General features: G+C 72.1%; 12 protein-coding genes. 5 read left to right on the top strand and 7 right to left on the bottom strand.

Annotation, left to right across the window (positions count from 1 at the left end; genetic code table 11):
• Nucleotides 1-7: 7 nt before the first annotated feature.
• The 6 genes from mreD to folC all read right to left on the bottom strand — a co-directional run bounded on the left by mreD (nucleotide 8) and on the right by folC (nucleotide 5,548).
• Nucleotides 8-679, bottom strand: coding sequence for a rod shape-determining protein MreD (gene mreD, locus DEJ48_RS26005; protein WP_150218671.1), 672 nt, complete (start codon nucleotides 677-679; stop codon nucleotides 8-10).
• A gap of 12 nt (nucleotides 680-691) precedes the next feature.
• On the bottom strand, nucleotides 692-1,645 hold the full coding sequence (mreC, locus tag DEJ48_RS26000) for a rod shape-determining protein MreC (protein WP_150218670.1): 954 nt from the start codon (nucleotides 1,643-1,645) through the stop codon (nucleotides 692-694).
• 163 nt (nucleotides 1,646-1,808) lie between these two features.
• A complete protein-coding gene (locus tag DEJ48_RS25995) occupies nucleotides 1,809-2,828 on the bottom strand; it encodes a rod shape-determining protein (RefSeq protein ID WP_030362602.1) in 1,020 nt (339 codons plus the stop codon).
• A gap of 339 nt (nucleotides 2,829-3,167) precedes the next feature.
• Nucleotides 3,168-3,581, bottom strand: a complete 414-nt coding sequence (ndk, locus tag DEJ48_RS25990; RefSeq protein ID WP_150218669.1) for a nucleoside-diphosphate kinase — start codon at nucleotides 3,579-3,581, stop codon at nucleotides 3,168-3,170.
• Between the two features lie 71 nt (nucleotides 3,582-3,652).
• On the bottom strand, nucleotides 3,653-4,018 hold the full coding sequence (locus tag DEJ48_RS25985; RefSeq protein WP_150218668.1) for a DUF4233 domain-containing protein: 366 nt from the start codon (nucleotides 4,016-4,018) through the stop codon (nucleotides 3,653-3,655).
• Nucleotides 4,019-4,024: 6 nt separating this feature from the next.
• Complete coding sequence (folC, locus tag DEJ48_RS25980) at nucleotides 4,025-5,548, bottom strand: bifunctional tetrahydrofolate synthase/dihydrofolate synthase (protein ID WP_150218667.1); 1,524 nt, start codon at nucleotides 5,546-5,548, stop codon at nucleotides 4,025-4,027.
• Nucleotides 5,549-5,716: 168 nt separating this feature from the next.
• On the opposite strand from folC, the gene DEJ48_RS25975 reads away from it, so the two are divergent.
• Nucleotides 5,717-6,733 (top strand): rod shape-determining protein, encoded by a 1,017-nt coding sequence (locus tag DEJ48_RS25975; RefSeq protein WP_150218666.1) that lies wholly within the window; start codon nucleotides 5,717-5,719, stop codon nucleotides 6,731-6,733.
• Nucleotides 6,734-7,121: 388 nt separating this feature from the next.
• On the opposite strand, the gene DEJ48_RS25970 is transcribed toward DEJ48_RS25975, so the two are convergent.
• On the bottom strand, nucleotides 7,122-8,282 hold the full coding sequence (locus DEJ48_RS25970; protein WP_150218665.1) for a sensor histidine kinase: 1,161 nt from the start codon (nucleotides 8,280-8,282) through the stop codon (nucleotides 7,122-7,124).
• 199 nt (nucleotides 8,283-8,481) lie between these two features.
• Here DEJ48_RS25970 and DEJ48_RS25965 point away from each other — a divergent pair, with 199 nt between their 5' ends.
• The 4 genes from DEJ48_RS25965 to wecB all read left to right on the top strand — a co-directional run bounded on the left by DEJ48_RS25965 (nucleotide 8,482) and on the right by wecB (nucleotide 12,598).
• Complete coding sequence (locus tag DEJ48_RS25965; protein ID WP_190537585.1) at nucleotides 8,482-9,249, top strand: hypothetical protein; 768 nt, start codon at nucleotides 8,482-8,484, stop codon at nucleotides 9,247-9,249.
• Between the two features lie 4 nt (nucleotides 9,250-9,253).
• Nucleotides 9,254-10,477, top strand: a complete 1,224-nt coding sequence (locus tag DEJ48_RS25960; protein WP_190537583.1) for a sensor histidine kinase — start codon at nucleotides 9,254-9,256, stop codon at nucleotides 10,475-10,477.
• Nucleotides 10,474-11,160, top strand: a complete 687-nt coding sequence (locus tag DEJ48_RS25955; RefSeq protein WP_150218663.1) for a response regulator transcription factor — start codon at nucleotides 10,474-10,476, stop codon at nucleotides 11,158-11,160. Before DEJ48_RS25960 ends, DEJ48_RS25955 begins: the two co-directional genes overlap by 4 nt.
• Nucleotides 11,161-11,497: 337 nt before the next feature.
• Complete coding sequence (gene wecB / locus DEJ48_RS25950) at nucleotides 11,498-12,598, top strand: non-hydrolyzing UDP-N-acetylglucosamine 2-epimerase (RefSeq protein ID WP_411757547.1); 1,101 nt, start codon at nucleotides 11,498-11,500, stop codon at nucleotides 12,596-12,598.
• Nucleotides 12,599-12,658: the final 60 nt, after the last annotated feature.

The following is a 12,658-nucleotide window of genomic DNA, read 5'->3' as shown; positions in this document are numbered from 1 at the left end:
GTGGCACTCACAGGCGCTTGACCCCCTTGATGCGTCCGGCGCGGGCCACGCGGGCCTTGGCCGCCTTCGCCCGCAGGCCGCCGCGCTGGTTGCCGATGCGCAGCCCGGTGCCGGACGAGAGCCAGCCGGAGGAGACGTCTGCGGCCTTGTTGGCCGGCGAGTTCTCCCCCAGCGGGTCGTTGTCGGCGCGCCGGGCCAGCGCGATGATCAGCGGCACGGTGAACGGGGCGAGCAGCAGGTCGTAGAGCGCGGCGGTGAACAGCAGCCCGACCAGGCCCACATGGCGGGCGGCGGTGTCGCCGACGAGGGAGCCGACGCCCGCGTACAGCAGCGTCGATCCGATGGCGGCGCTGACGACCACGACGAGCGGTCCGGTGGCGGAGCGGAGCCGGCCGCCGTCGGGCTTGGCGAGGCCCGCGAGGTAGCCGATGACGCAGAGCACCAGCGCGTACCGGCCCGCGGCGTGGTCGGCGGGCGGCGCCAGGTCGGCGAGGAGGCCCGCGCCGAAACCGACGAGGGCGCCGCCGACGTGGCCGTAGACCAGGGCGAGGCCGAGGACGGTGAGCAGGACGAGGTCAGGGACCGCGCCCGGCAGCTGGAGCCGCGCCAGGACGCTGACCTGGACGACCAGGGCGACGACGACGAGGGTGGCGGACAGCAGGATTCGGTTGAAGCGCATGGGTCCGGTCTCCTACTGCTCGTCGTTGCCGGCGTCGGCGCCGTCCACCGGTCGGCCCGACGGGGTCGCCGTGACGGTCACCGTCGGGGTCGGCTTGGGCTTTTCGGGCTTCTTCGGCAGGACCGTGTCGCGCGGGTCCTCACGGGGTGCCTCCACCACGACGCCGACGATGTCGAGCTTGGTGAACCCGACGTACGGCTTCACGTAGACGTTGCGGGTGAGGTCGCCGCCCGACGGGTCGACGCGGACGATCTCGCCGACCGGTACGCCCGGCACGAACGGCTTGTCCTTGCGCGAGCCGAAGGTGACGAGACGGTCGCCCTTCTTCACCTCGGCCTTGCCGTTGAGCAGCTGGACGGAGAGCGGACGGTCGCCCTGTCCGGTGGCGAAGCCGAGCTCGTCGGTCTTCTCCATGCGCGTGCCGACGGTGAAGTCGGGGTCGTTGGCGAGCAGAACGGTCGAGGTGTTGGGGCCGACCGTGGTGACGCGGCCGACCAGGCCGTCGCCGTTCAGGACGGTCATGTCGCGCTTGATGCCGTCGCCTGCCCCCGCGTCGATGGTGACGGTCCAGGAGAAGCCCTGAGCGGCTCCTATGCCGATGACCTCGGCGCCCTTGATGCCGTACTGCCCGGCTCCCGCCGTCTTCAGCATGCTGTCGAGCTGGCGTACGCGGCTGCGGTTGCGGTCGTCGCTGCCGAGTCTGGCTTTCAGCGCGGCGTTCTGGCGCTCCAGTTCGGCGATGCGGTTGTGGCGTTCACCGGAGTCGCGCACCGCGCCGATGGCGTTGCCGATCGGGTCGACGGCGGAGGACATGCCCTCCTCGACCGGACCGAAGACGGTGGCGGCGGCCTGGCGGGCACCGTCGACCGGTGAGTCCTCGCCGCCGCGGATGTCCACCGTGATCAAAGCGAACGCGATGGCTACCAGCAGCACCAGGAGCAGCCGGCTCTCTCGTGTGTCCCTCACGTGCGGCGGCGTGCCTTCCTCAATCGGATTCCGTGGGAACTGCGGGTTCCACGGGGTTCTGGGGAATTGTCGTGCCCTAGGGGAATTGCGTGTCTTGCCTCTATATCAACGATCCGCCGCACGAGTCGGCAGGCACTCGTACGGCGGATCTTCGCGCGTCAGATCATCTGCGCGGCTGGGCGTCCAGCACCTGCTGCAACGCCTCGAACTCCTCGACACACTTTCCGGAGCCGAGCGCCACGCTGTCCAGCGGGTCCTCGGCGATGTGGATCGGCATGCCGGTCTCCCGGCGCAGCCGCTCGTCGAGGCCGCGCAGCAGGGCGCCGCCGCCGGTGAGAACGATGCCGCGGTCCATGACGTCACCCGACAGCTCGGGCGGGCACTTGTCCAGGGTGGTCTTGACCGCGTCGACGATCGCGTTGACCGGCTCCTCGATGGCCTTGCGGACCTCGGCGGCGGAGATGACGACGGTCTTGGGCAGCCCGGAGACCAGGTCCCGGCCGCGGATCTCGGTGTGCTCGTCGGCGTCCATGTCGTACGCCGAACCGATGGTGATCTTGATCTGTTCGGCGGTGCGCTCGCCGAGGAGGAGGGAGTACTCCTTCTTGATGTGCTGGATGATCGCGTTGTCCAGCTCGTCGCCCGCGACGCGGATCGACTGTGCCGTGACGATTCCGCCGAGGCTGATGACCGCCACCTCGGTGGTGCCGCCGCCGATGTCGACCACCATGTTGCCCGTGGCCTCGTGGACCGGGAGGCCGGAGCCGATGGCCGCTGCCATGGGCTCCTCGATGATGTGCACCTGGCGCGCGCCGGCCTGCGAGGAGGCCTCGATGACGGCGCGGCGCTCGACGCCCGTGATGCCGGAGGGCACACAGACGACGACGCGCGGACGGGCGAGGTAGCGCCGCTTGTGGATCTTCAGGATGAAGTAGCGGAGCATCCGCTCGGTGATCTCGAAGTCGGCGATCACGCCGTCCTTCAGAGGGCGCACCGCGACGATGTTGCCGGGCGTGCGCCCGATCATCTTCTTCGCTTCTGCGCCGACCGCGAGAATGCCACCGGTGTTGGTGTTGATCGCGACGACGGACGGCTCGTTGAGTACGATCCCCCGACCCCTGACGTACACCAGCGTGTTGGCGGTCCCGAGGTCGACAGCCATGTCACGGCCGATGAACGACATGTTGTTCCCCATGAGGATGCGTCTGGCCTTCCCTAGTGGAGCGTGTGATGGCTTTTTAGGTAGGCGAGGTGGGTGCTGTGTGGCAGTGGAGGCTTCCATCGTAGTCTCGGCTGCGCGAACACGGCGCTAGGGTCTTCGCCATTGTCAGCAGATGATGGGCCGCCTCGCTCTTGGAGACGTGCCATCGGAGGCACGGGTTCCCCCAATTGGGGCGCATATGCCAAAGGACGGCCGAATTCGTTCGGCCGTCCGGGGCTGAAAACAGCGCGGTCCTGACGTGCGGTCAGAAAATCGTGCGTCGGGTTGATCGGACCGATCAGACCGATCGGACCAGCCGGACTAGACGACGCCCGGGAAGAAGATCTTGAGCTCGCGCTCCGCGGACTCCTCCGAGTCCGAGGCGTGGATCAGGTTCTCCCGGACGATCGTGCCGAAGTCGCCGCGGATCGAGCCCGGCGCCGCGGCGATCGGGTCGGTCGGGCCGGCGAGCGCGCGCACACCCTCGATGACCCGCTCGCCCTCGACGACGAGCGCGACGACGGGACCGGACGACATGAAGGCGACCAGCGGCTCGTAGAAGGGCTTGCCCTTGTGCTCGCCGTAGTGCTGCTCCAGGGTCTCCTGGTCCAGCGAACGCAGCTCCAGCGCGGAGATCGTCCAGCCCGCCTTGCGCTCGATGCGGCCGATGATCTCGCCGATCAGGCCACGACGGACGGCGTCGGGCTTCAGCAGGACGAGGGTGCGCTGGCTCATGTGCGGCTCCAAGAGGTGTTCATGCGATCTCTGCGATCGGGTGGGATTGGGCCGCACGATACCGGGGTCGGCTACGCCGGGTTGCCCCCGGCCTCCGGCTGCCCCTCCGCCATGGCCGCGAAGCGGGCCTTCGCCTCGTCGATCTTGCGGCCGTAGTGGACCGAGGCCCACCAGATGGCGGCGAACACGGCACCCAGGAAGAACATCACCGGCACCACGAAACCGCTCGCGATCAGCGCGATCTGCAGGGCCCAGCCGAGCTGCACCCCGCCGGGCCGGGTGACCATCCCGCAGAGCAGGAGGCTCACCGCCATCGCGATGCCGCAGACCGTCCAGACCGTGCCCATGGTCAGGTCGTCGTCCTTCATGGCGACCAGACCCGCGAAGCCGATCACGAAGAACTCGCCGATCAGCGTCGAAGCGCAGAGCGTACGCACAGGAATTCAGCCTCTCCCCAGGAGCAGTCGGGCCTCGCCGACCGTGATGACGGAACCGGTGACGAGGACGCCGCCGCCCGCGTACTCCCCCTCTTCCTCGGCGAGGGTGATCGCCGCCTCCAGCGCGTCGTCCAGGCGCGGCTCGACCTGCACGCGGTCGTCGCCGAAGACCTCCACGGCGAGTCCGGCGAGGGTGTCCGCGTCCATCGCGCGATGGCTGGAGTTCTGCGTGACGACGACCTCGGCGAAGATCGGCTCGAAGGCCTCCAGGAGCCCCTTCACGTCCTTGTCGTCGCTCGCGCCGACCACGCCGATGAGCCGGCTGAAGTCGAAGACCTCGCTGATCGCGGCGGAGGTGGCGCGGGCGCCCGCCGGGTTGTGCGCGGCGTCCAGGACGACGGTGGGCGAACGGCGCACCACTTCGAGCCTGCCCGGCGAGGAGACCGTCGCGAACGCCTTGCGGATCGCGTCGATGTCCAGCGGGCGCGCGTGCTGCGAGCCGATGCCGAAGAACGCCTCCACCGCGGCGAGCGCCACCGCGGCGTTGTGCGCCTGGTACTCGCCGTGCAGCGGCAGGAAGACCTCTTCGTACTCCCCGCCGAGGCCGCGGAGCGTCAGGAGCTGGCCGCCGACCGCCACCTGGCGGGAGACGACACCGAACTCCAGGCCCTCGCGGGCCACCGTCGCGTCGACCTCGACGGCCTTCTTCAGCAGGACCTGCGCGGCGTCCACCGGCTGCTGCGCCATGATCACTGTGGCGTCCTGCTTGATGATGCCGGACTTCTCCGTGGCGATCTCGCCCGGCGTGTTGCCCAGGCGGTCGGTGTGGTCGAGGTCGATGGGGGTGATGACGGCGACCGAGCCGTCGATCACGTTCGTCGCGTCCCAGCTGCCGCCCATGCCGACCTCGACGACCGCCACGTCCACGGGGGCGTCCGCGAACGCCGCGTACGCCATGCCGGTGAGGACCTCGAAGAAGGAGAGGCGGTACTCCTGCTGGGAGTCGACCATCTCCACGTACGGCTTGATGTCCTGGTAGGCCTCCACGAAGCGCTCGGCCTCGATGGGGGCGCCGTCCAGGCTGATCCGCTCGGTGATCGACTGGACGTGGGGCGAGGTGTACCGCCCCGTGCGCAGGTCGAAGGCGGAGAACAGGGCCTCGATCATGCGGGCCGTGGACGTCTTGCCGTTCGTGCCCGTGATGTGGATCGAGGGGTACGCCCGCTGGGGCTCGCCCAGGACGTCCATCAGCGCGGCGATGCGGCTGACGGACGGCTCCAGCTTGGTCTCGCCCCAGCGGCCCGCGAGCTCCGTCTCCACCTCGCGCAGCGCCCGGTCCACCTCCGGGTCGGTGGGCCGCGCGGGGACGCCGCTCTCGGGCGGGCCCGCCTGGGTGCGCAGGGTGCGGCTGCCCGCCTCGATCACTGCGAGGTCGGGGTCGCGGTCCGTCTCGGCATCGACGATCTCGTCGAAGGGGTCGGCGTCGGCGGGGTTGTCGGCATGGTCGTCGCGCGGGGGGAGATCACTCACGTACGCCAGTCTACGGAGCGGCACCGACAGCCGTCGTCAGGACCTGTCGGCCGGAGCCCGGGACCTTCGGCGGGACCTTCGCCGGAATCTTCGTCGGGACCTTCGGCCCGTCCGATTCGGGACCTTCGTCCCTCCGCTTCGGGGAGCCGTTGGGCAAACTTGGCGATCATGGACATAGGTATCGACCTCGGCACTGCGAACACCCTCCTCTATGTGCGCGGCAAGGGGATCGTGCTCAACGAGCCGTCGGTGGTCGCCGTGCGCGCGGACAAGGGCGGCAAGAGCGGGGTGCTCGCCGTGGGGGCGGAGGCCAAGGAGACCATCGGGCGGACGCCCGGGTCCATCACCGCCATCCGGCCGCTGCGCGACGGCGTGATCAGCGACTACGAAGCGGCCGAGGAACTGATCCGGCACTTCGTGCGCAAGGCCGTGCCGGGGCGCCGTCCCCGTACGCGCATGGTCGTCTGCGTGCCGAGCGGCGTCACTCCCGTGGAGCGGCGCGCGATCGTGCACGCCTCGCAACGGGCCGGGGCGCGCGCCGTCCACCTGGTCGAGGAGCCCATGGCGGCGGCCATCGGCGCGGGGCTGCCGGTCGCCGAGCCCCGCGGGTCGATGGTCGTCGACATCGGCGGCGGGACCACCGAGGTCGCGGTGATCTCCCTGGGCGGCATCGTCACGGCCCAGTCGCTGCGGGTGGGCGGCGACCGGCTCGACACCGCCATCACCGACTACGTCCGCAAGGAGCACGCGCTGCTCATCGGCGAGCGCACCGCCGAGGACATCAAAGTCGGCATCGGGTCGGCGTGGCCGGTGCCGGGTGAGGACGCCCTGGAGATGCGGACGTTCACCGTGCGGGGGCGGGAGAAGGTGGGCGGCCTCCCGAAGACGCTCGACCTGACGGCACGTGAGGTGCGGGCCGCGCTCGACGAGCCGATCGAGCAGATCATCGCGGCGGTCAAGACGACGCTGGAGGAGTGCCCGCCGGAGCTCTCCGGCGACATCATGGAGCACGGCATCGTGCTCACGGGTGGTGGCGCGCTGCTGCCCGCCCTCGACCTGCGCATCGCGTCGGCGACGGGCATCCCGGTGTTCGTGGCGGACGATCCGCTGGACAGCGTGGCCATGGGGTGCGGGAAGTGCGTGGAGGACTTCGACGGGCTTGAGCGGGTGATGTCGGCGGCGTAGGGGGCGGGTGGGCCGCCTGGGGTGCGTGGTGGGCCACCTGGGGTGCGTGGTGGGTCGCCTGGGGTGTGTGGTGGGCCGCCTGGGGTGCGTGGTGGGCCGCCTGCGGTGTGTGCGGGGGCGGGGGCGCGTCGGGATGTCCGTCCTCGCTATCCCTGCGCCGCGTCGGCCGCCTCCTGCCCGGAGCGTCGCTCGCCGTGCTCCGGGCAGACATCCCGACACGCCCCCTCTCGCCGTCTCGCGGGTGCGGACCGTGGCGCGTCAGGCCCGTTCGCCCGGCAGGAAGGTTGCGGCTCGTGGCGCGTCAAGCCTGTTGGCCCGACGGGGAAGGTTGCGGCTCGTGGCGCGTCAGGCCCGTTCGCCCGACGGGAAGGTTGCGGTGCGTGTCGCGTCAGGACGGTTCGCCTGCTGAGAGGGTTGCTCGCACCTCGTACGTGTGCCGCTTCGCGCCCGCCTCGAACGTGCCGCCCACCGCTCTGATCCGTTCCGCCATGCCCGTCGTGCCCGTGCCCGCGGAGACCGGGGCGGCGGGCGGGGCCGTGGTGGGGAGCGGGTTGGTGACCGTGATGTGGAGGCGGCCGCCGTGCAGGGCCACGCGGACCGCGACCCGCTCGCCCGGCGCGTGCTTCGCCGCGTTCGTCAGGCACTCCTGGACCACCCGGTGCACGGCCGCCTGGCGGAGCGGGGAGAGGGAATGGGCCTCTTCGTCGATCAGGAGGTCGACGGGGCTGCCCGCGCGGCCGCTGCGCTCGGCCAGTTCGGGGAGCGCTGCCAGGCCCGGTGTGGGGGCGCCGTCCGTGCCGCGCTGCACGATGATCTCGTTCAGCATCCGGTGCGCGCTGCGCGCCGTCTCCGAGAGCTCCTCGAAGCCGTCCTCGAAGGGGCCGCCCTCGGCCCGGCGCGCCAGGACCTGCGAGCGGACACTGAGGAGCGTCAGCTCGCGGCCCACGAAGTCGTGCACGTCGCGGGCGATACGGGTCCGCTCCCGCTGGACCGCGTGCAGCGTCTCCGTCTCCACGCGCTGCGCCTCCAGCTCGCGGACCAGGTCCTGCCGGTTCGCGGCGACGCCGACGCCCGCCGCGAGCACCCCGATCGGGACGACCAGGCTGGAGAACTCGCCGAGCGTGTCCCCCCGGTGCACCGGCCAGCCGGGCAGGTTGAACATCACGTACGCGAACGCGACGTACCCGACGACGCCGGCCGCCCCGGCGAGACGGCCCCGGTAGCGCCCCAGGGAGTACAGCGCGAACTGGGCGAGCGTCAGTTCGTGCAGCCAGCCAAGGAAGCAGAGCGCCACCGCGTACGTCACCCAGGGCGCCCTGCGACGCAGCAGAAGTGAGGACGCGCCGCCCGCGAGGGCCAGCACGGCCAGCGGGCCGTTGAGGGAGTTGTCCGCCTCGGCGAGGCCGGGGACGTCCAGGCTCATCAGCGCGAACGCGCTCAGCGCGGTCAGGATGTCCAGGGCGCGCGGCTCCCGCGACCAGCGCCCGCCGAGGCGGCCGGCCGTGGCCGCCGCCTGGCGAATCGCCTGGGCGGCGGGCAAGGTGCGCATGCTCTCCATCATCCAAGGTCTTTCGGCCCGGTCCACCGGACCTACGTCCCTGATTTGGTGATTTGCCGCACGCCTGCGCTTTGCGGATGAACACGATGAACACCGATGAACACGGTCGAACCACTTGGGCGTGCACACAACGGGTGTATTTTCGGCGCGGCTGCCCGCTCCCGGCGCGTGCCGGGGGTCAAATCGGACCATGTGGTATGCCCAGAATCCCGCCAGGCGGACCCATCAGCTCGCCGGTGACGCCGGGGTCCTCCTGTGGACCGCGCTGTGGGCCACCGCGGCCGTCGTCACCTACAGGCTGGCCTGTCTGCTCGCCCTCCCCCGCGCCCTGCAACAGCACAGCGCGCCGCTCCCGCTGGTCGGCGGCCGCGTCGACAACGCGCTGCGACGCATCGCGGCCGTCGTCGACGCGATGGATCCGGTGACCGTACGGACCGCTGTGGCCGTCGGGGCCGTCGCGCTCTTCGTCGTCCCGGTCGGCCTCGTGCTGAACGCCTGGCTGCCGCGCCGGCTGCGGTGGATCCGGCAGGCGGGCGCCGCCCGTGACCTCGCCGCCTCCGACGACGGCCGTGAGCTGCTCGCCCTGCGTACGTTGCTCAGACCGCTGCACGAAGTGGCCCTCACCGCGTCGGAGATCCCGGACGCGACGCCGGGCAGCCTCGCCTGGGGCTGGCGGCACGGTGATCCCGAGACGCTGGACGCGCTGGCCGAGGCGGAGCTGGAGCGGCTCGGGCTCGACTTCACGCCGTTGGGGCCGCCGGTGCAGCCGGGGCCGGTGCCGGTGCCGGCGTCTGTGCCGGTGCCGGGGCCGGGGGTGCCTCCCGAGGCTGTGTCCGACGAGGCTGTGTCCGACGGTCTTGTGCGGCCGGTTCCGGCGCAGGCCACGGAGGCCGTGGAGGCCGACGAGGCGTCCGGGGGCGTCGGGGTGTCCGGTGGTGTCACCGGGCCCGTCGGCTAGTGCCGTGCCCCTGAACCTGCGGCTGACCGCACAGGTCGCCGAGGCCCTGCTCGCCGCGGTGCCCGAGGGCGCGCTGCTCGTCGGTGCCGACAACCGGATCGTGGCCGTCAACCGCGTACTCGTGGAGTTGGCGCGGCTGCAGGACGTCGACACGTCGTCCGGCGCGCCGGTCGAGGCCCTCGCCGCGGCCGTCGCGGAACAGCTGCCCTCGGGCAGCACCTCCCTGCGGCAGCTCAACCGCCGCCACTTCCCTCGGACCGCCGAGGTCCGGTTCCTCGACGGCCGACTCCTGCGGACCAGCCGCCGGCCGATCGACGTGGCCGGCCAACGGGTCGGCGTGCTCTGGCTGGCCGAGGACATCACCGAGCGGCGCCGCCGCGAGACCGACCTGCGGCGCCACATCCACACGCTGGGGGAGCTCGCCCGCGAGCGGTCCGAGTTCACCGCCCGCGCCTCGCACGAGCTGCGCACCCCGCTCGCCACGATCCTCAGCTTCTGCGACCTGCTCGCCCCGCCGTCCGGGGAGCCGCTCTCCGCGGCGCAGGCCACGTACCTGCACACGATCCGGCGCAACGCGCAGCGCATGCAGGAGATGGTCGACGGGCTGCTGCACGCCGCGACGGCGGCGACCGCCGCGGGGGGCCGCCAGGAGACGGCGTACGCACGCGTCGACATGGCCCGGCTCCTGGGGCGCCTCACGGGCGAGCTGCAGCCCCGCGCGGAGACCGCGGGCCTCTTTCTGGTCCACGCCCACGAGCCGGGTCCGCCCGCGTACGCCGACCGCGGCCTCCTGGAGAACGCGCTCGCCGCGCTGCTCGACAACGCCGTGAAGTTCACCCCGGCGGGCGGCACGGTGACGGTGTCGGCCCACCCCTATGACGAGCCGGACGGCACGGGGTGGGAGATCTCCGTCGCCGACACCGGCATCGGCATCCCCAAGGAGTTCCAGGAGGAGGTCTTCACCGAGTTCGTACGGGCACCCAACGCCCGTCGCGGCGCGTATCCGGGGACCGGGCTCGGGCTCTCCGCGGTCCGGGACACCGTGCGGCTGCACGACGGGCACGTCGCCGTGCACGGTGGGGAGGGGGAGGGGACGGCTGTGGTGGTGCGGTTGCCCACGGGGCGGCCGGCGGTGGGGGCGGAGTCGGCGGTGGGGGTGTCGTCGGCGGCCGCGTCTGGGGCTGGTTCTGGGGCTGGGGCTGGCTCTGCTTCTGCCGGGCGCGGATGACCGGTCTGCTCGTCGTCGAGGACGACCCGGATCTCGGTCTCGCGCTGCGCACCGTCCTCGACCGGGCCGGCTACGAGACCGTGCTCGCCGAGGACGGCCAGACCGCGCTGCGTCTGCTCTTCGCGGAACGCCCCGCCCTGATGATCCTCGACCTGGTGCTGCCCGGGCTCGACGGCTGGGAGGTCCTCGACCGTACGCGGGACATGACCGACCTGCCCGTCCTCATCCTCTCGGGCCGTACGAGTCCGGCGGAACGGGTACGGGGGCTGCGCGCGGGCGCCGACGACTACGTGACCAAGCCCTTCGACACGCAGGAGCTGCTGGCCCGCATCGAGGCGCTGCTGCGGAGGAGCCGGCCCGATCAGTGGCGCGGCGACTACGTGGAGGCGGGGCTCCGGATGGTGCCGGAGCGGCGGTCCGCGGTGTGGCAGGGGCGGGAGGTCCGGCTGAGCGACATCGAGTACCGGCTGCTTCAGGTGCTGGTCCGCAACCGGGGGCGCGTCGTCACCAACGAGCAGCTTCTCGACCTGGTGTGGGACTCGCCGGACGGGAGCGGGCGGGAGCGGGTGAAGTTCGCGGTGCTGAGGTTGCGGCGGCGGTTGTCCGTGCCGGAGGCTTCGGCGGTCGAGGATCCGGTGGAGTCGGTGCGGGGGGTCGGGTACCGGTATCGCGGGGCGCGGTAGCGGGTGGGGGCGTTCGTGCACCGCGGGCCGGTGGGGGCTTGGCGCGCAGTTCCCCGCGCCCCTTAGCGGCGACTCCCCGGGCCCCTAGCGGCGACTCCCCCGGGCCCCGACGTGCCGAAAGGCCGGGACCAAAGGCCTTTTCCCGGCAAAGCGGCCGGATGCAACCGTCGCGCAACCGAAGGCGATCCGAGGGTGCAACCGTCGCGCCGCACTCTGCATGAGGTACGTCGCTGTTTGTTCTGTTTCTCCTGGAGTGCCCTGCGTGTTCACCGCCCCCACCCGTCCCGCCCCCGCCGGTGTAGCCGTCGTTCTCGGTACCCGGCCCGAGCTGGTCAAAATGGCGCCCCTAGTGCGGGCGCTCGGCGCGGAGGCCCGGGTGATCCACACCGGGCAGCACTACGACGACTCCCTCTCCGGGCGGTTCCTCGCCGAGCTCGGGCTGCCCGAGCCCACCCTGCTCGCCGGCGTCGGCGGGCAGACCCGTGCCGTGCAGATCTCCGTCGCCCTCGCCCAGCTCGACGCGGAGTTCGCCGCCCGGCCGCCGCGCGCCGTCGTCGTACAGGGCGACACCAACGCCGCGCTCTCCGGCGCGCTCGCCGCCAACGCCCGCGGCATCCCCCTCGTCCACGTCGAGGCGGGCCTGCGCAGCCACGACCGCGCCATGCCCGAGGAGCACAACCGCGTCCTCATCGACCAGCTCTCCGACGTGCTGTGCGCCGCCACCGAGGACAACCGCGCCAACCTCCTCGCCGAGTCGATCCCCGCCGGGCGGATCGCCGTCACCGGCAACACGGTCGTGGAGGCCGTCCGTGACACGCTGCCCTCCGACGCCGAGCGCGCCGCGCTCCTCGCCGGGCACGGGCTCACCCCGGACTCCTACGTCCTCGCCACCGTCCACCGGCCCGAGAACACCGACGACCCCGCCGCGCTCCGCGCCGTCCTGACCGAGCTGGCCGCCCTCGCCGAGCGGCTGCCCGTCCTCGTCCCGCTGCACCCGCGCACCCGTGCCCGCGCCGAGGCCGCCGGGCTCGACGGGCTTCTCGCGGCGCTCACGCTGCTGCCGCCCATCGGGTACGGGGAGTTCCTCGCGCTCGCCCGCCACGCGGCGCTGCTCGTCTCCGACTCCGGCGGTGTGCAGGAGGAGGTCACCGTCCTCGGGCGGCCGCTCGTCGTGGTGCGCCGGTCCACCGAGCGGCCCGAGGCCGTCGCCGCGGGGTTCGCCGAGCTGGTCGAGCCGGGCCCCGAGGTCGGCCGCGCGGCGCGGCGCGTGCTCGACGAGGGCCGGGCGGGACTGCACCGGCTCGCCGCGACCCCCAGCCCCTTCGGGGACGCCCGCGCCTCCCGGCACATCGTCGAACTCCTGGCGGCCCTGGTCGGCGAGAGCTCCACGCCCGACCCGGCGGCCGGTACGGCCTCCCCGGTCCCGGCGGCCGCCTGACCGCCTGCCGCCGGATATCCGAACTTCAGCTCCAAGACTCCAGGACCCTCAGGACCTTCA

The organism is Streptomyces venezuelae (genome assembly GCF_008642315.1).
Taxonomy (GTDB): Bacteria; Actinomycetota; Actinomycetes; order Streptomycetales; family Streptomycetaceae; genus Streptomyces; species Streptomyces venezuelae_D.
The sequence above is the reverse complement of the archived record's forward strand: the minus strand, read 5'-3'. Positions and strand labels throughout refer to the sequence as shown.